The following is a 17,430-nucleotide window of genomic DNA, read 5'->3' as shown; positions in this document are numbered from 1 at the left end:
GGTGCGCGGGCCGGACGAATCCTGTGCATACTTTCGCGGTCGATGTTGGATCGCCGGCTTGCCGCCGGCGGCAGCGCATAGGTGGTTGTGGTGGGCGACATGACGGGGGAGACCCGACCGCACGGTACGGCTACGGGCGCCTCCCCGGTGGCGGATCCGGGGCTGCGGCAGCTGCTGGCGGGTCTGACCGCCGTACGCGACGGTGACTTCGGCACCCGGCTGCCGGAGGACGCCGACGGCCTGCTCGGGGAGATCGCCACCGTCTTCAACGGCATGGTCGACCAGCTCTCGCTGTTCACCTCCGAGGTGACCCGGGTCGCCCGCGAGGTGGGCACGGAGGGGCAGTTGGGCGGCCAGGCGGAGGTGCCCGGTGTCTCCGGCACCTGGAAGGACCTCACCGACTCGGTGAACGCCATGGCCGGCAACCTCACCGACCAGGTACGGGACATCGCCGAGGTGGCCACGGCGGTGGCCCGGGGCGACCTGTCGCAGAAGATCACCGTCGACGTCCGGGGCGAGATCCTGGAGCTGAAGATCACCATCAACACGATGGTGGACCAGTTGTCGTCGTTCGCCGACGAGGTGACCCGGGTCGCCCGCGAGGTGGGCAGCGAGGGCCGCCTCGGCGGCCAGGCCGAGGTCCCCGGCGTCGCCGGCACCTGGCGTGACCTCACCGACTCGGTGAACTTCATGGCCGGCAACCTGACCAGTCAGGTCCGCAACATCGCCCAGGTGACCACGGCGGTCGCCCGGGGCGACCTGTCGCAGAAGATCACCGTCGACGCCCGGGGCGAGATCCTGGAGCTCAAGAGCACCATCAACACGATGGTGGACCAACTGTCGTCGTTCGCCGCCGAGGTGACCCGCGTCGCCCGCGAGGTGGGCACCGACGGGAGGCTCGGCGGCCAGGCCCAGGTCAGCGGCGTCGCCGGCACCTGGCGCGACCTCACCGACTCGGTGAACTCGATGGCCGGCAACCTCACCGACCAGGTGCGCAGCATCGCCCAGGTGGCCACGGCGGTGGCCCGGGGCGACCTGTCGCAGAAGATCACCGTGACCGCGCACGGCGAGATCCTGGAGTTGAAGAACACCATCAACACGATGGTGGACCAGTTGTCGTCGTTCGCCGCCGAGGTGACCCGGGTGGCGCGTGAGGTGGGCACGGAGGGCCGTCTCGGCGGCCAGGCCGACGTCAAGGGCGTCTCGGGCACCTGGAAGGACCTCACCGAATCGGTGAACGTGATGGCGGACAACCTCACCGCCCAGGTGCGCAGCATCGCCGAGGTGACCACCGCCGTGGCCAAGGGCGACCTGACCCAGAAGATCCGGGTCGACGCGCGCGGGGAGATCCTGGCCCTGAAGGAGACCATCAACACGATGGTCGACCAGCTCTCCGCGTTCGCCGACGAGGTGACCCGGGTGGCGCGTGAGGTGGGCACCGAGGGGCGTCTCGGTGGCCAGGCCCGGGTGCTCAACGTCGGTGGCACCTGGAAGGACCTCACCGACAACGTCAACGAGATGGCCAACAACCTCACCAACCAGGTGCGGTCGATCGCCCTGGTCGCGACCGCAGTGGCGCAGGGCGACCTGAGCCGCAAGATCACTGTCGAGGCGAAGGGTGAGGTCGCGGTCCTGGCCCAGACCATCAACACCATGGTCGACACCCTCGGCGCGTTCGCCGACGAGGTGACCCGGGTGGCGCGTGAGGTGGGCACCGAGGGGCGTCTCGGTGGCCAGGCCCGGGTGCCGAACGTCGCGGGGACCTGGAAGGACCTCACCGACAACGTCAACTCCATGGCGAACAACCTCACCGGCCAGGTCCGCAACATCGCCCAGGTCACCACGGCCGTGGCGCAGGGCGACCTGACCAGGAAGATCGACGTCGACGCCCGGGGCGAGATCCTGGAGCTCAAGACCACCATCAACACCATGGTGGACCAGCTGTCGTCGTTCGCCGCCGAGGTGACCCGGGTCGCCCGCGAGGTGGGCAGCGAGGGCCGCCTCGGCGGCCAGGCGGAGGTCGAGGGCGTCTCCGGCACCTGGAAGCGCCTCACGGAGAACGTCAACGAACTGGCCGGGAACCTGACCCGGCAGGTTCGGGCCATCGCCGAGGTGACCAGCGCGGTGGCCACCGGCGACCTCACCCGGTCGATCACCGTGGACGCGCCGGGCGAGGTCGGCGAGCTGAAGGACAACATCAACTCGATGGTGGAGTCGCTGCGCGAGACCACCCGCACCAACCAGGAACAGGACTGGCTCAAGACCAACCTGGCCCGGATCTCCGGGCTGATGCAGGGCCACCGGGACCTGGAGGTGGTGGCCGGCCTGGTCATGAACGAACTGGCCCCGCTGGTCTCGGCGCAGCTCGGCACCTTCCTGCTGGTCGACGACACCACCGACGGTACCGCCCTGCGGGTCGTCGGCGGCTACGGCCACGACGCCAGCCGCCGCCGGTACGCCCTCGGCGACTCACTCGTCGGGCAGGCCGCGCTCAGCAAGCGGGCCATCGTCGTCGACGCGGTGCCGGTCGACTACGTCACCGTCTCCTCCAGCCTCGGCGCCGCGGCGCCGAGACACCTGGTGGTGCTGCCGATCCTCTTCGAGGACCAGGTGCTCGGCGTCATCGAGCTGGCCAGCATGAGCCGCTTCACCGAGATCCAGCGGGACTTCCTCGACCAGCTCACCGAGACCATCGGGGTCAACGTCAACACCATCGTCGCCAACGCCCGCACCGACGTCCTGCTCACCGAGTCGCAGCGACTCGCGGCCGAGCTGCAGGCCCGGTCCGAGGAGTTGCAGGCCCGGTCGGAGGAACTCCAGCGCTCCAACGCGGAGCTGGAGGACAAGGCGGCGCTGCTGGTCCGGCAGAACCACGACATCGAGACCAAGAACTCCGAGATCGAACAGGCCCGACAGGAACTGGAGGCCCGGGCGCAGCAGCTCGCGCTGGCCTCGAAGTACAAGTCGGAGTTCCTGGCGAACATGAGCCACGAGCTGCGGACGCCGCTGAACTCGCTGCTCATCCTGGCTCAACTGCTCGCCCAGAACCCGTCGCGGAACCTGACCACCAAGCAGGTGGAGTACGCCACCGTCATCCACTCCGCCGGCACCGACCTGCTCCAGCTGATCAACGACATCCTCGACCTGTCTAAGGTGGAGGCCGGCAAGATGGACATCAACCCGGAGACCTTCGACCTGTCCACCCTGCGTGACTACGTCGACGCCACCTTCCGCCCGCTGACCACGCCACGTGGGCTGGAGCTGGACATCGTCACCGGCCCCGACGTGCCGACCCAGCTGCACACCGACGAGCAGCGGCTCCGGCAGGTGCTGCGCAACCTGGTCTCCAACGCGGTCAAGTTCACCGAGAAGGGGCGGGTGCAGTTGCGCATCGAACGCGCCCGGCCAGAGGAACTGCCCGCCACCATGGCCGAACGGGAACAGGTGATCGCCTTCCGGGTCGTCGACACCGGCATCGGCATCGCCGAACAGCACCTCGGAGCGATCTTCGACGCCTTCCAGCAGGCCGACGGCACCACCAGCCGCCGCTACGGCGGCACCGGGCTCGGACTGTCCATCAGCCGGGAGATCGCCCACCTGCTCGGTGGCCGGATCACCGCGCAGAGCGTGCTCGGCAAGGGCAGCATCTTCACCCTCTATTTGCCCGTGACGAGCAGCGAAACCGCCGTGCCGGCCGCCACCGAGTCGCCGGCGGCGCTGCCGGTGGCCGTGCCCGCGGCGACGGAGACGGCCGCGCAGTGGCGTGCCGAGCAACTGCGGCGGGTGATGGTGCTGGAGCACGACGACATGGGCCTGCTCACCCTGCTGGCCCGGGGTGTGGCCCTCGGGCTGACCGACCTGCCGGTCGAGGTGTCGACGGTTGCCGACACCGCCTCGGCCGTGGAGACCCTGGCCGCGAACCGGCACCACCTGCTCGTGCTGCACCTCGACATGCCCGAGGACAGCGGCAGCGCCCTGCTCAAGGCCCTGCACGACGACCTGAACCTGCGTGCCGTCCCGGTGTTGGCGTACCACGGCAACCCGCTCACGCCCGGGCAGGAGGCCCTACTGCAGGCGATGGCCGACGACCGGCCGTTGGAGGTTCTGCGCAGCCTCGACGACCTGCGGGAGCGCATCGCCCTGCACCTCTCGGTCGACACCCCCGAGCGGGTGGTGCCGTTCACCCCGGTGGTCGCCGACGCGCCCGCCCCGGGCGACCCGCTCTCCGTCGCCCTGGCCGGCCGCAAGGTCCTCGTCGTCGACGACGACGCGCGTAACGTCTTCGCTCTCACCAACATCCTGGAACTGCACGGCATCGACGTGGTGTACGCGGAGAACGGCCGCAAGGGCATCGAGACGTTGATGCGGCACGACGACATCGATCTGGTGCTGATGGACGTCATGATGCCGGAGATGGACGGGTACGCCGCCACCGCGGCCATCCGCGCCATGCCCCGCTACGCGGACCTGCCGATCATCGCGGTGACCGCCAAGGCCATGCACGGCGACCGGGACAAGAGCATCTCCTCCGGCGCCAGCGACTACGTGACCAAGCCGGTCGACGCCGACGACCTGCTGCACTGCATCCACCGTTGGCTGACGGCCTGACGCCCCGACCGCCCGACCGGCCCGACCTGCGCGCCGGTCGGGCCGGTCGTGGCGTTGACCTTGCCACGTCGTCGTCCTGGGTCACCGCGTGGCGCCGGCTCAGCCGTCCTTGACGGTGACCGGTAGACCGAGGCGCGCCGCCACCACCGGAACGAGCGTCGCCGCGGGCAGCCGCAGGTCGAGCACCACGCCTCGTTCGTCCGGGCCGAGGGTCTCCAGGGTGTCGGTCTGGGAGTCGAGCAGGCTCGCCGGCATGTAGTGGCCGGCGCGCAGTGACATCCGCGCCCGGATGACGTCGGCCGGGCCGTCCAGATGCACGAAGTCCACCGTCGGCGGTCCCTCCCGCAGGACGTCCCGGTAGGACCGCTTGAGCGCGGAGCAGGCCAGCACCGTCGAGACGCCCTCCCGGTGCCGGGCGGTCATCCAGCCGGCGAGCTCGCGCAGCCATGGCCAGCGGGCCGCGTCGTCCAGGGGCACACCGGAGCGCATCCGCGCCACGTTGGCCGCGGTGTGGAACTCGTCGGCCTCGCCGAAGACGAGTCCGGTGGCGTCGGCGAGGAGCCGGGCCAGGGTGGTCTTGCCCACGCCGGAGACGCCCATCACGACGACGTGCCGCGTGGGCGCGGGGTCACCAGTCATGGACGGTGCCGTCCTTGAGCCGGTTGAAGGGCAGGTAGGCCGGGACGTACGGGAAGCGGGCGGCGGCCTCCTCGTCGATCTCGACGCCGATGCCCGGTTGCTCGCCCGGGTGCAGGTAGCCGTCGGTGAAGGTGAACGACTGCCGGAACACCTCGTTGGTGAGGGATCCGTGCCGCATGTACTCCTGGATGCCGAAGTTGTGGATGGCCAGGTCCAGGTGGAGCGCTGCGGCCATGCCGACCGGGGAGATGTCGGTCGGGCCGTGGATGCCCGACTTGATCTGGTACTGGGCGGCAAAGTCGAGCAGCTTGCGCAGGGCGGTGATGCCGCCGGTGTGGGTGACCGCGGACCGGACGTAGTCGATGAGCTGTTCCCGGATGAGGGTCTGGTAGTCCCACACGGTGTTGAAGACCTCGCCGATCGCCAGCGGGGTGGTGGTGTGCTGGCGGACCAGCCGCAGCGCCTCCTGGTTCTCCGCCGGCGTGCAGTCCTCCAGCCAGAACAGGTCGTACGGTTCCAGCTCCTTGCCGAGCTTGGCGGCCTGGATGGGCGTCATCCGGTGGTGACCGTCGTGCAGCAGGGGCAGCTCCGGGCCGAACTCGTTGCGGACCGCCTCGAACACGCCGGGCAGGTGGCGCAGGTACGCGCGGGTGTCCCAGTCCTCCTCGGCCGGAAGCGGGATGCGCTGCGCGGGCTCGTAGTCGTACCGCTTGCCGTCGGCGCTGGGCTGCGCGGCGACGCCGTACACAACGTTGATGCCGGGCACGGAGGTCTGGACGCGGATCGACCGGTAGCCGTCCTCCAGGTGCCGGCGGATCGAGTCGAACAGCTCCGGCAGGTCGCGGCCGGAGGCGTGCCCGTACGCCATGATGCCGGTGCGCGACGCGCCGCCCAGCAGTTGGTACAGCGGCATGCCGGCCGCCTTGGCCTTGATGTCCCACAGGGCGACGTCGACCGCGGCGATGGCGGCCATGGTGACCGGCCCACGCCGCCAGTACGCCGAGCGGTACAGGAACTGCCAGGTGTCCTCGACGCGGTGCGGGTCCCGGCCGATCAGCAGCGGTACGACGTGGTCGCGCAGGTACGAGGCGACCGAGAGTTCCCGCCCGTTGAGTGTGCCGTCACCCAGGCCGACGATGCCCTCGTCCGTGGTGATCTTGAGGGTGACGAAGTTGCGGTCGGGACTGGTGACGATGACGTCGGCAGCGGCGATCTTCACGGAGGGTGCCTTTCTTCACGTGGTGTGGCGGCGGCTAACGGAGGACACTTCCGGTCTCGTGCCCGTCGAGGAGGGACAGCTCGGCGCGGCGGGGCAGCCCCTCGCAGTCACCCCGGCTGGAGACCGCGAAGGCACCGAGGGTGGCGGCGCGACGCAGGCGGCCGGCGAGGTCCAGTCCGTCGAACCACCCGGAGAGGTAGCCCGCGGTGAACGCGTCCCCGGCGCCGACGGTGTCGACGGCGGTCACGGCCAGCACACCGGCGTGCTGGACACCGTCCGGGGTGTGCGCCCGGGCACCGTCGGCACCCACCTTGACCAGGACCGTCCGCACGCCGCGCCGGAACAGCTCCGCCACCACGGTGGACTCGTCGGCTCCGGGGGCACCGACGAGGTCCAGCTCGTCGGCGGAGGCGACGACGGTCGAGGCGGACCATGTCAGCGGGGTGAGCGCCTCGCGGGCGGCGTTCCGGGACCAGAGCCGAGCGCGGTAGTTGACGTCGAGGCAGACCGGCACGCCCGCCGCCGCGGCGGCCTCGGCCGCCCACCGGGTGGCTTCTCGGGCGGTGTCGGACAGCGCCGGCGTGATCCCGGTCAGGTGCAGCATCCGGGCTCCGGCGGACAGCGACGCCCGCAGGTCGTCGGCCCGCAGGGCGGACCCCGCAGACCCGGACCGCTGGTACTGCACCCGGGTCAGGTCGGCGGTGCGCTGCTCCACGAACATCAGGCCGGTCGGGCGATCCGGATCCCGGGTCACCCCATCGACGCCGATGCCCTCGGCGCGCAACCGCCGCAGCACGTACTCGCCGAGCTCGTCGGTGCTGACCCGGCCGACCCACGCGGCCCGGTGGCCCAGCCGGGCCACCCCGACGGCCACGTTGGACTCAGCCCCGGCCAGGTGCATGGTCAGCGGTCCGCCGGCGGCGAGCGGACCGGCCGAGCGCAACGACACCATGGTCTCACCGAAGGTGAGCAGGTCCGGTGCGGTCATGAGCCCACCGACCCGCGCGCCGCGGCGAGGTAGGTGCGGGCCCGGGCGCGCAGTGCGGCCAGGTCGCCGCCGGAGGCGGCGTCGCCGACCAGCGGGCCGCCGACGCCCACCGCGATCGCGCCGGCCCCGAGGTAGCCGGGCACGTCGTCCAGGCCCACGCCGCCGACCGCGACGAACGGGATGTCCGGGAACGGGTCGCGCACCGCCCTGAGGTACGCCGGGCCGCCGACCGACGCCGGGAACAGCTTGATCGCCGACGCCCCCATCCGCGTCGCGGTGTACGCCTCGGTCGGGGTGAGGGCCCCGGCGGCGACCGGGATCCCGCGGCGGACCGCCTCGGAGATCGACTCCACCACGGCCGGCGTGACCACGAACTGCGCGCCCGCGGCGGCCACGTCGGCGACGTCGGCGGCGGTGAGTACGCTGCCGGCTCCGACCACGGACCCCGTGGGCGCGACGGCGCGCAGCGCCGCCACGGCGCGCGGGGCGTCCGGCGTGGTGAGGGCCACCTCGACGAGGCGTATCCCCTCCTCCAGCAGGGCGGTCCCGGCGGCGATCGCGCCGGCGGTGTCGGTGCCGCGGATGACCGCGAGGACGCGGGCAGCGGCGAGTTCGGCGGTGAGATTGACAGTCATGTGATCACCATTCCGCGTAGGAGCCGTCGCGGTGCCGCCAGGTGGGGCTGCGCCAGGCGTGGCCGCGCTTGTCCGCCGTCCGCACCGCGTGTTCGTCGATCTCGATGCCGAGCCCGGGAGCGGTGAGCCGCTCGACGTACCCGTCGACGAACGTCAGCGGGGTCTTGTCGAGGCAGTAGTCGAGCACTTCGGCGCCGAGGTTGTAGTGGATGCCGACGCTCTGTTCCTGGATCAGGTAGTTCGGCGTCGCGAAACCGACCTGCAGGCAGGCTGCCAGGGCGATCGGTCCGAGCGGGCAGTGCGGGGCGAGCTGCGCGTCGTACACCTCGGCGAGCGCGGCGATCTTGCGTACCTCGGTGATGCCGCCGGCGTGCGAGAGGTCCGGCTGGGCAACCGCGATGCCGGCCTGCAGCACCGGCAGGAACTCCTGCCGGTTGTAGAGCCGCTCCCCGGTCGACACCGGCGTGGTGGTGGAGCGGACGAACTCGGCGATCAGGTGCGAGTTCTCCGGAACCACCGGCTCCTCGAGGAAGAACGGCCGGAACTCCTCGAGCAGTGGCGCGACCCGGCGGGCGGTGGCGAGGGTGAACCGGCCGTGGAAGTCGACCGCGACGTCCCGCTCGTCGCCGAGCACCTCGCGGGCGGCGGCCACCCGCCGGACCACGCCGTCGAGTTCGGCGACCGAGGCGACCGCGCTCATCCGCCCGGACGCGTTCATCTTCACCGCGGTCAGGCCGCTTTCGACGGCGGCGCTGATCTGGTCGCGGACCTCGTCGGGCTCGTCGCCGCCGACCCAGCCGTAGACCCGAATCCGGTCCCGGACCGGGCCGCCGAGCAGTTGGTGCACCGGCGCGCCGAAGTGCTTACCGGCGATGTCCCACAGCGCCTGGTCGAGCCCGGCGACGGCGCTGGACAGGATCGGTCCGCCCCGGTAGAACGAACCCTTGGTCAGCACCTGCCAGTGGTCCTCGATGCGCAGCGCGTCCCGGCCGACCAGCAGCTCACTGAGCTGTTCGACGGCGGTGCGGACCGTCTCGGAGCGGCCCTCGCACGTCGCCTCGCCCCAGCCGACGATCCCGGAGGAGGTCTCCACCCGGACGAACAGCCAGCGCGGCGCGACGAGGAACGTCTCGACCCGTGCGATCGTCGTCATGTCTCAGCCCTTCGTGGCGCCGGCGGTGAGGCCGGAGACGATGTACTTCTGCACGAACAGGGTGATGAGCATGATCGGCAGGGTGACCACGGTGGCCGCCGCCATCAGGCCGCCCCAGTCGATGCTGGCGTAGCCGACGAAATCGAAGATCGCGACGGGTAGCGTCTTGGTGTCGGCCCCGGAGAGCACCAGGGCGAACATGAAGTTGTTCCAGGAGAAGATGAAGGACAGGATGCCCGCGGTGGCGACGCCGGGCACCGACAGCGGCAGGGTGATCCGCCGGAACGCGCCGATGTGGGTCAGTCCGTCGACCAGGGCCGCCTCTTCGAGTTCGGTGGGAAGGCCGTCGAAGTAGCTCATCATGATGTAGACGATCAGCGGCAACGACACGAACATGTGGCTGAGGATCAGCACGGTGTATCCGCCGACCATCTGCAGGTTCGAGAAGACGTAGTACCAGGGCACCAGCAGCGAGACGCCGGGGATCACCCGGGCCATGAGCACGACGAGCGCGGACTTCTTCATGTTGAAACGGCTCATCGAGTACGCCGCCGGCACGCCGAGGACCAGCGAGAACACGGTGGCCGCGAGCGCCACCCAGAGGCTGTTGCCGATGAACTGGACGTAGTTCGCCTGCTGGAGGACGGTGTCGTAGTTGTCCAGCGTGGGCGAGAAGGCGAAGGCCTTCCCCGTGTCGTAGATGTCGACGTTGGTCTTGAATGACGCGGCGACCATCCAGAGCAGCGGCGCGACCAGCGAGAACACCACGACGGCCAGGGCCGCCGCCCGGAACACCTCGAACGGCCTGCTCGGCTTCATCGCTCCAGCCCCTTCTTGCGGTAGGTCAGGGCCCACATCACCCCGATGATGATCAGGAAGAAGATGATGAGGACCGTCGATGAGACGCCGTAGTCGTTGTAGTCGAAGCTGAGGCCGTAGGCGTAGACGTTCAAGGTCTCCACCTCGTGAAAGGATCCGCCACCGCGGCCCTTGGTCGCGTAGAGGATGTCGAAGGTCTTCAGGGCGTCGATGCCGCGCAGCAGGATCGCAACGATCATGGTGGGCATCAGCAGCGGCAGGGTGACGTGCCGAAAGCGCTGCCAGGTGCTGGCGCCGTCGATCAGCGCCGCCTCCTGCGGCTCGTCGGAGAGCGAGGTCAGGCCGGCGAGCAGGATCAGCACGACCATCGGGGTCCACTGCCAGATGTCGATGAACATCGTGGTCGGCAGGGCCGAGTTCTGCCCGGCCAGCCACGGCTGCGGCCCGATGCCGAACCAGCTCAGCATCTGGTTCGCCATGCCGATGTTGGGGTCGAAGATCAGCCGCCACATCATGCCGACCGCGACCGGCGTGGCGACGAGCGGCAGCAGGATGGCGACGCGGACCCACTTCTCGCCCCGGAACGGTCGCCACAGCAGCAGGGCGATCGCCATGCCGAGCACAACCTCGACAAGGAGCACGACACCGGTGAAGAGGGCCGTGCGCCACACCGCCGGCCAGAACCGGTCGGTGTCGGAGAGCACGTCCAGGTAGTTCTGGAAACCGATGAACTCGCTCTCGGCGCGTACCGACCCTTCGGCGTCGGTCAGGCTGAGGTACCCGGTCCACGCGACCGGGAAGATGATCAAAACGGCGACGAACGCCATGGCGGGCGCCGCGAAGAGCCACTTGCGGTGCGCGTTGGCCCAACGCGACCAGGCCGACGTCGCCGGGGACGGCGGGCGGACCTCGGACGGTCTGCTGACGGGTGTGGTCACGGCTGACATGAGGGTCTCCGGGGTTCTCAGGGCGGCCAGGGTTCCGGCGCGGGTGGCGAGGCCGGTCAGCCCCACCACCCGCGGTCGGACTACTTCGCCTCGTCGTCGAGGAACTTCTGGAACGCCTCGTTGGCCGCGTCGGCCGAGGCCGCCGCGTCCTTGCCGGTGATCGCGTCGACGATCGGCTGACCGACGATCTCCCGCGCCTGGGCGACCTTCACGACCAGCGGGCGGTCGTGGCCGACACCGTTGGCGGTGCTGACCTTCGTGGCCTCGGCCAGGTCCCGCGGATAGGTCGCGGTGCCCTCCGGCTTCGCCCACACGGAGGCGCGTGCGCCGGGGACGCCGGCCTTCTGCTGCGCCAGCGACTGCTCCTTGCCGGCCGCCCACTGGATGAACTTCCAGGCGTTGTCCTTGTTCTTGGACGCGTCGTTCACGCCGAGCGCCCAGGACGGGATGTTGTACGGCTTCGAGCCGGCCGGGCCGGCCGGGAAGGGGGCGAAGCCGACCGTCTCGGCGACCTTCGACTTGGCCGGATCGGTGGCGTTCTTGTAGAGCGAGTTGGCCTCGGTGTAGAACGCCGCCTTGCCCTGGGTGAAGATCGCCATCGCCTCGGACCAGCTCATGTCGGTGCTGATGTTCTCCGGGCCGTGTTCGCGCAGCAGGCCGCCGTAGTACGCGTAGGCCTGCTTGGCCTGCTCGGTGTTGACGGAGGCCTTGCCGCTCGCGTCGACGAAGTCGCCCCCGAAGCTGTACAGGAAGCTGGAGAACTGGGTCACGGCGGCGGCCTTACCGGTCCGGGACACGAAGCCCGCCACGCCCGGGTTGTCGGCCTCGACCTTCGCCGCCTGGGCCCTGAGCTCGTCGAGGGTCTTCGGCGGGGCGGTGAAGCCGGACTTCTCCAGCAGGTCCCTGCGGTAGTAGAGGACCTCCTGCTCGGTGATGATCGGCACCCCGACCACCTTGTCCTCGTACGTGGTGGCCTGCACCGGTCCGGGCTGGAAGTCGCCGAACTCGAACGCGCCGTCCGACTTGGCCTTGTCGGTCAGGTCGGCGAGGTACTTGTTCCGGGCGAACAGCTTCCCCTCCTGCAGCGGCCGGTACATCATCACGTCCAGGTCGGTGGAGCCGGCGTTCAGCTTGACGTTGTACTGGTCCGACAGCTGGTCCTCGCCGAGCTGCGTCACCTCGACCTTGAGGCCGGTCTGCTTCTCGAACTCCGGCAGGGCCCTCTTGATGTTCTCCGTCCAGACGTGGTTGACCAGCGTCACGCGGACGGTGTTCGACCCGCTGCCGCCGTCGTCACCGCCACCGCAGGCGGACAGGCCAACGGCGACGACCATGGCCAGAGAAGTGCCGATTATCGATCGACGTCGCACGCTCATCTCTCCTTCTGTCCCGGTCGCTGCCCGGGTAGGGCGTCAACCCGGTATTTACATCCGCTTAACATCCGGATGTTAGGGTGAAAAAGCAGATTTATTCAAGAGGTTGATCTAACTGATATGCTCGGTCACGTGGAACCGCACTCCTCCGGGGGCGTAGCCGCCCAGAACGCCCCTACCGAGTCCGGGCTGCACGCACGCGTACTCGATCACCTCGGCACGGCCATCTGCGGTGGCGATCTCCCGCCCGGGTCGGTCCTCAACATCGACAACCTCGTCGACCGGTACGCGGTGTCCCGCTCGGTGGTCCGCGAGGTGTTGCGGGTGCTCGCCTCGATCGGGTTCATCGAGACCCGCCGACGCGTCGGCGTCATGATCCGCACGCCGGACGCCTGGAACGTCTTCGACCCGCAGGTGATCCGCTGGCGACTCGCCTCGGCCGGCCGCATCGCCCAGATCCGCTCGATCACCGAGCTACGGACGGCGGTGGAACCGCACGCCGCCTGGCTGGCCGCCGGCCGCGTCGGGCACGACGAGGCGAGCGAACTCGTCGGCCTCGCCGCGAGGATGTGGGCCGCCGGCAAGGCCGGCGACGAGGAGCGCTTCCTGCGTCTCGACATCGAGTTCCACCGGCGGGTGCTGGCCGCCTCCGGCAACGAGATGTTCGTCAAGCTCCAGGACCTGGTCGCCGAGGTGCTCAGCGGCCGACACCACTACCACCTCATGCCCCACCACCCGCACGAGCAGGCCCTCCAACTGCACGCCGACGTGGCTCAGGCGATCCAGCGGCGCGACGGCGAACGGGCCCGCAGCGCGATGGTCCAGATCATGGAACACGCCTTCGACGAGATGAAGGCCATCTGGGAGCAGACCGCCGAGCCGGCAGCCCCGGCCACCGCGGGCGACGCGCGCTGACCGGCGTACGTTGGGCGAGCCGCCAGCGGTCGCCGAACGGATCGCCGGAGGCGGCGACGACCGGGGTGCGGCTGTCGCCCGCCAACCACGGTCGCAGGTAGCCGCCGACCAGTCGCGCCAGCTCCCGCTCGAACTCGCCGCCCGAGCGCCGGCCGGCCCGGTCAGGGCGCGTCGGCGACCTCCCGTCCCAGCGGCCAGAACGCCGCCGGGACCAGCTTGAAGTTGGCCACGCCGAACGGGATGCCGATGATCGTGAGGCAGAGTGAGACGCCGGCGACGACGTGGGACAGGGCGAGCCACCAGCCGGCGAGCACCACCCAGAGGATGTTCGCCACGCCGGAGGCGGCGCCGGCGCCGGGCTTGGCGACCAACGTGCGGCCGAACGGCCACAGCGAGTAGGACGCCAGGCGCAGCGCGGCGACGCCGAAGGGGATGGTGACGACCAGGACGAAGCAGATCAGCGCGGCGATGCCGTAACCGACGGCCAGCACGAGGCCGCCGCCGAGGACGAGCCACAACACGTTGAGCAGAAAGCGGATCACCGTTCCATGATGACCGGCCGTCGCCAGCGGTCCGGCTGCGCGAACCGCCGGCCGGCGGGGCACCCGGCGACGAGCTGCCCCGCCCGCCCCGGCCGGCCCGACCCCGGCGCGCGGTCGCGGGCCGGGCTCACTCGTCGCCGACGGTCTCCGCCTCCCCGTCGTGTACGAAGCGGCTGGGCAGGTGCTCGTCGGGCTGCGCTGCCTGCGCCAGGTCGTGGTGCGGGTCCCCGTCGGGGGTGTAGAGGACGTCGTCGGTCTTCGGGGTCTTCTCGCGGCTCTCGTCGGGTTGGGTCATGTCTCCTCCTGATCGGCGTCGCCAGCCGGTCGCAGCGACCGCTGCCGGGTAGTCCGTACCCGCCTCCGGTGCGTCCAGACCTGGCGGCGGGCGAAACCGTCGGCATGGCGGTGGTCGGTGCGCTCGGCGCCGGGCGGAAACGTCGCCGGTCCTCAGTCCGTCGCCGGGTCGCGGTCGGCGGCCGGGGCGTCGCCACGGTCCCGGCTGAGGAAGAACGCGCCGAACGCGCCGGCGAGGGTGCCGAAGACCACCACGGAGTACGCCGCCAGCACCAGTTCGAGCACCTGCGCGAAGGTGTCCGTGGCGGTGAGCGGTTCCCCGGTGACGGTGGTCAGGGTGACGTCGTGCAGCGCCTGCCCGTACGTCCGGTAGGACCGGGTGAGCACCAGCAGTTGGCCGGCGGCCAGGATGAGCGTCACGGTCACCACGACGAGCCAGGCCAACCGGTCGGTGAGCAACCGTCCCGCCGACCGGGAGCCGCGCACCGCGGCGGCGACGACGCCACCGCCCCGCGCGGCGCGCAGGGCGGTGGCGGCGCGGGCGAAGCGCAGGAACGGTACGGCGAGGAAGATCAGCTGCCACCAGTTGCGCTTCCAGAACTCCCGGGCGCGGCGCCGGGCGAGCCAGGCGCGCAGCGCGAACTCGGCCACGAACACCACCCACAGCACCCAGCCGGCCACGGTGAGCACCGTGGCCAGCGGTTCGTCGTGGGTGATCACCTGGCCGAGCACGAGCAGCAGGAACAGGATGCCGAGGAGACCCATCGGCTTGTCCAACCGGCGGGCCAGCCCGTGCAGCCGGGCGTCGTCCTGGCCGGAGCGGTCAGGACGGGGGCTCACCGCCGGCTCACCTCGTGCCGAGGACTTCGCGGACGTGGTCGGCTTCGTCGCCCCCACGCCGGTCGGCGGCTGTCCGCTTGCCGACCGGCTGGGTGGTTCCGTCCGGGGCGATCTGCGACTGGAACGGATTCGGCATGTCGGGCCGGTACCCGCTGCGCCCCCCGCCATGCCGCCGGCCGCCCGCGACTGCTGGCGTACGGGCGGCGATCGCGTCGGCCGCGCGGGTCGGAGCGTGCCGTCAGTCAGCCGCGCAACGCGTCGTCGACGCCCGTCTCCCGGCGGCCGAGGTGGACCGGGTCGCGTCCGGCGGCGACGGCCAGCAGGACGCGACGTCGCCAGCGGGCCCACGCCGCCCGGCGGAACCCGGATACGACGCTGTGTCGGTTCAGCACGAGGTCAGTATCCGGTATCCGACGAGACGTGTGGTACCGCGCCGGTTCCGAGCCTTTCCGGCGGCGGGTCGACGCTGGCGTCACCGTCTGATCACGGGTGCGCGGCGCGGTGGTGGGCCGCGGGGCCGCCACCGGTACGGTGCTCGCCGTGACGGCAGACGACCACCGGTCGACCGGCCCCGTGGCCGTGCTCGCCAACCCCACGGCCGGTCGGGGTCGACACCGTAACCTGCTGCCCCGGCTGCTGGAGCGGCTCGCCGTCGCCGGCCGGCCGGTGGAGCTGCTGACCGCCGGTACCGAGGCGGAGGCGGAGGCGGTGTGCCGGGCTGCGGTGGCCGGTGGGGCCGGCGCGCTGGTCGCGGTCGGCGGCGACGGCACGGTGCACCGGGCGTTGCAGGCGGTGGCCGGCACCGGGGTGCCGTTCGGTCCGGTGCCGGCCGGAACCGGTAACGACTTCGCCGCCGACACCGGCTTCCCGGCCGACCCGCTCGCCGCCGCCGGGGTGATCGCCGAGGCGGTGCGCGCCGGCCGCGACCGTCCGGTCGACCTGGCCCGGATGACCGGTGCCGGCGGCGAGCACCGCTGGTACGGCGCGGTGCTCGCCGCCGGGTTCGACGCCGTGGTCAACGAGCGGGCCAACCGGCTGCGCTGGCCGCGCGGTCGTCGCCGGTACGACCTGGCGATCCTGGTCGAGCTGGCCCGGCTGCGTCCGCGCCGCTACACGCTGCGCCTCGACGGGGTGGAGCACACCGTGGAGGCGGTGCTCGTGGCGGTCGGCAACAGCGCCTGCTACGGCGGCGGGATGCGGGTGTGTCCCGACGCCGATCCCACCGACGGGCTGCTGGACGTGGTGGTCGGCGGCCGGTTCGACCGGCGAACCCTGATCCGGGTCAGACCCCGCGTCTACCGCGGCGAGCACGTGACACACCCGTTGGTGCGTTGTTACCGGGCCCACACGGTGGAGTTGGCGGCCGAGGGGATCACCACGTACGCCGACGGGGAGCGGGCGCTGGAGCTGCCGGTACGGATCAGTGCGGTGCCGGGGGCGCTGCGGTTGCTGCGTTGAGTGGCTCCGGTGGCGGGGCGACGGACCCACCGTCGCCCCGGCCGGGCGCGGACGGGCCGGTCGTCCCGCCCGGGGCGGCGGCGCGGACCGCGCCGCCGCTGGCGGCGACCACCAGGCCGATGGCGAGCATCTCCACCACGTCCAACGCCTGGTCGAGCACCAGCCAGCCGGCGAGCGCGGCGACCGCCGGGCCCAGGCTCATCAGCACCGCGAAGGTGGCGGTGGGCAGCCGGCGCAGCGCCAGCAGCTCCATGGTGTACGGCAGCACGGAGGCGAGCAGCGCCAGCCCGGCGCCGAGCGTCAGCACGTCGGGGTGCCACAGTCGGTCACCGCCGTCACGCAGCCCGAGCGGCAGGGTGACCAGGGCGGCCACCGCGAGGGCCAGGGCGAGCCCGTCCGCCCGGGGGAACCGGCCGCCGACGCGGGCCGAGGTGACGATGTACGCCGCCCACATCGCCCCCGCCGCGAGCGCCAGCACGGCGCCGACCGGGTCGAGCCGGTCGAAGCCGCCCTGGCCGAGCAGGGCCACCCCGGTCAGGGCCAGCCCGGCCCAGCACCAGGCGACCAGCCGGCGGGCGGCGAGGACGGAGAGGGTCAGGGGTCCCAACACTTCCAGGGTGACCGCCGGGCCGAGCGGGATCCGCTCGATGGCCTGGTAGAAGACCGAGTTCATGCCGGCCAGGGCGAGCCCGAAGGCGAGCACCGCGAGCCAGGCGTCCCGGTCGTGCCCGCGCAGCCGGGGCCGGCACACCGCCAGCATGAGCAGCGCGCCGATGGTCAGCCGCAGGGTCACGGTGCCGGCCACGCCGACGCGCGGGAAGATGAGCGCGGCCACCGCCGAACCGAACTGCACCGACAACGCCCCGCCGAGCACCAGCCCGACCGCCCCGATTCGGCCGCCGTTTCGGCGGCGTGGGCCGGATCCGGGTGTCGACGTGCCGGTGCTGCTCATGCCCGCGACGCTAGCCGCCCCGCCGGTCCGGACCGTTCCCGCCCCTGT

The 17,430-nt window shown here is 71.3% G+C and carries 17 protein-coding genes; 3 read left to right on the top strand and 14 right to left on the bottom strand.

What is annotated here, in order from left to right:
- The first annotated feature begins 99 nt into the window (after positions 1-99).
- Complete coding sequence (locus E1165_RS15660) at positions 100-4,608, top strand: HAMP domain-containing protein (protein WP_132392100.1); 4,509 nt, start codon at positions 100-102, stop codon at positions 4,606-4,608.
- 99 nt (positions 4,609-4,707) lie between these two features.
- On the opposite strand, the gene E1165_RS15655 is transcribed toward E1165_RS15660, so the two are convergent.
- From E1165_RS15655 to E1165_RS15620, 8 genes are all read right to left on the bottom strand, one after another.
- Positions 4,708-5,247: a gluconokinase gene (locus E1165_RS15655; RefSeq protein WP_132392098.1), complete on the bottom strand. Its 540-nt coding sequence runs from the start codon at positions 5,245-5,247 to the stop codon at positions 4,708-4,710.
- Positions 5,237-6,466, bottom strand: coding sequence for a D-mannonate dehydratase ManD (manD, locus tag E1165_RS15650; RefSeq protein ID WP_132392096.1), 1,230 nt, complete (start codon positions 6,464-6,466; stop codon positions 5,237-5,239). Before manD ends, E1165_RS15655 begins: the two co-directional genes overlap by 11 nt.
- Before the next feature lie 34 nt (positions 6,467-6,500).
- Positions 6,501-7,454, bottom strand: coding sequence for a sugar kinase (locus E1165_RS15645; protein ID WP_132392094.1), 954 nt, complete (start codon positions 7,452-7,454; stop codon positions 6,501-6,503).
- Positions 7,451-8,089 carry a bifunctional 4-hydroxy-2-oxoglutarate aldolase/2-dehydro-3-deoxy-phosphogluconate aldolase gene (locus E1165_RS15640; protein WP_132392092.1) on the bottom strand — a complete coding sequence of 213 codons (639 nt, stop codon included), beginning with the start codon at positions 8,087-8,089 and terminating at the stop codon, positions 7,451-7,453. Before E1165_RS15640 ends, E1165_RS15645 begins: the two co-directional genes overlap by 4 nt.
- A gap of 4 nt (positions 8,090-8,093) precedes the next feature.
- Positions 8,094-9,242, bottom strand: a complete 1,149-nt coding sequence (gene dgoD / locus E1165_RS15635; protein WP_132392090.1) for a galactonate dehydratase — start codon at positions 9,240-9,242, stop codon at positions 8,094-8,096.
- Between the two features lie 3 nt (positions 9,243-9,245).
- Complete coding sequence (locus tag E1165_RS15630) at positions 9,246-10,061, bottom strand: carbohydrate ABC transporter permease (protein WP_132392088.1); 816 nt, start codon at positions 10,059-10,061, stop codon at positions 9,246-9,248.
- Entirely contained in the window at positions 10,058-10,999 is a 942-nt protein-coding gene (locus tag E1165_RS15625; protein WP_243704796.1) for a carbohydrate ABC transporter permease, read from the bottom strand. The genes E1165_RS15630 and E1165_RS15625 overlap by 4 nt, the downstream gene beginning before the upstream one ends.
- An 89-nt stretch (positions 11,000-11,088) precedes the next feature.
- Entirely contained in the window at positions 11,089-12,378 is a 1,290-nt protein-coding gene (locus E1165_RS15620) for a sugar ABC transporter substrate-binding protein (RefSeq protein WP_243704795.1), read from the bottom strand.
- A gap of 135 nt (positions 12,379-12,513) precedes the next feature.
- Here E1165_RS15620 and E1165_RS15615 point away from each other — a divergent pair, with 135 nt between their 5' ends.
- The gene (locus E1165_RS15615) at positions 12,514-13,296 is read left to right on the top strand and encodes a FadR/GntR family transcriptional regulator (RefSeq protein WP_243704794.1); all 783 of its coding nucleotides are present in this window, start codon (positions 12,514-12,516) and stop codon (positions 13,294-13,296) included.
- Between the two features lie 161 nt (positions 13,297-13,457).
- Here E1165_RS15615 and E1165_RS15610 read toward each other — a convergent pair whose 3' ends face one another.
- From E1165_RS15610 to E1165_RS29005, 5 genes are all read right to left on the bottom strand, one after another.
- Complete coding sequence (locus E1165_RS15610) at positions 13,458-13,838, bottom strand: YccF domain-containing protein (RefSeq protein ID WP_207916906.1); 381 nt, start codon at positions 13,836-13,838, stop codon at positions 13,458-13,460.
- Positions 13,839-13,965: 127 nt separating this feature from the next.
- The gene (locus E1165_RS29010) at positions 13,966-14,133 is read right to left on the bottom strand and encodes a hypothetical protein (RefSeq protein WP_165945233.1); all 168 of its coding nucleotides are present in this window, start codon (positions 14,131-14,133) and stop codon (positions 13,966-13,968) included.
- 152 nt (positions 14,134-14,285) lie between these two features.
- On the bottom strand, positions 14,286-14,972 hold the full coding sequence (locus E1165_RS15605) for a hypothetical protein (protein WP_207916905.1): 687 nt from the start codon (positions 14,970-14,972) through the stop codon (positions 14,286-14,288).
- 7 nt (positions 14,973-14,979) lie between these two features.
- Positions 14,980-15,108, bottom strand: a complete 129-nt coding sequence (locus E1165_RS30380; protein ID WP_256370677.1) for a hypothetical protein — start codon at positions 15,106-15,108, stop codon at positions 14,980-14,982.
- A 106-nt stretch (positions 15,109-15,214) separates the two neighbouring features.
- Entirely contained in the window at positions 15,215-15,364 is a 150-nt protein-coding gene (locus E1165_RS29005; protein WP_165945232.1) for a hypothetical protein, read from the bottom strand.
- Between the two features lie 139 nt (positions 15,365-15,503).
- Between E1165_RS29005 and E1165_RS15600 the strand changes: the two genes are divergently transcribed.
- Positions 15,504-16,430: a diacylglycerol kinase family protein gene (locus E1165_RS15600; RefSeq protein WP_132392122.1), complete on the top strand. Its 927-nt coding sequence runs from the start codon at positions 15,504-15,506 to the stop codon at positions 16,428-16,430.
- On the opposite strand, the gene E1165_RS15595 is transcribed toward E1165_RS15600, so the two are convergent.
- The gene (locus E1165_RS15595) at positions 16,393-17,382 is read right to left on the bottom strand and encodes a DMT family transporter (protein WP_132392084.1); all 990 of its coding nucleotides are present in this window, start codon (positions 17,380-17,382) and stop codon (positions 16,393-16,395) included. The two genes, E1165_RS15600 and E1165_RS15595, sit on opposite strands and share 38 nt — an antisense overlap.
- Positions 17,383-17,430 lie beyond the last annotated feature (48 nt).

Source organism: Micromonospora sp. KC723 (genome assembly GCF_004348595.1).
Lineage (GTDB): Bacteria > Actinomycetota > Actinomycetes > Mycobacteriales > Micromonosporaceae > Micromonospora.
Note: the sequence above shows the minus strand (reverse complement) of the source record. Positions and strands in the feature narration are given on the sequence as shown.

Coding starts and splice junctions, on each gene's coding strand:
- E1165_RS29010 (WP_165945233.1), bottom strand. CDS start 14,133: ATGACCCAACCCGACGAGAGCCGCGAGAAGACCCCGAAGACCGACGAC.
- E1165_RS15645 (WP_132392094.1), bottom strand. CDS start 7,454: ATGACCGCACCGGACCTGCTCACCTTCGGTGAGACCATGGTGTCGTTG.
- E1165_RS30380 (WP_256370677.1), bottom strand. CDS start 15,108: ATGCCGAATCCGTTCCAGTCGCAGATCGCCCCGGACGGAACCACCCAG.
- E1165_RS15595 (WP_132392084.1), bottom strand. CDS start 17,382: ATGAGCAGCACCGGCACGTCGACACCCGGATCCGGCCCACGCCGCCGA.
- dgoD (WP_132392090.1), bottom strand. CDS start 9,242: ATGACGACGATCGCACGGGTCGAGACGTTCCTCGTCGCGCCGCGCTGG.
- E1165_RS15630 (WP_132392088.1), bottom strand. CDS start 10,061: ATGAAGCCGAGCAGGCCGTTCGAGGTGTTCCGGGCGGCGGCCCTGGCC.
- E1165_RS15660 (WP_132392100.1), top strand. CDS start 100: ATGACGGGGGAGACCCGACCGCACGGTACGGCTACGGGCGCCTCCCCG.
- E1165_RS15655 (WP_132392098.1), bottom strand. CDS start 5,247: ATGACTGGTGACCCCGCGCCCACGCGGCACGTCGTCGTGATGGGCGTC.
- E1165_RS15640 (WP_132392092.1), bottom strand. CDS start 8,089: ATGACTGTCAATCTCACCGCCGAACTCGCCGCTGCCCGCGTCCTCGCG.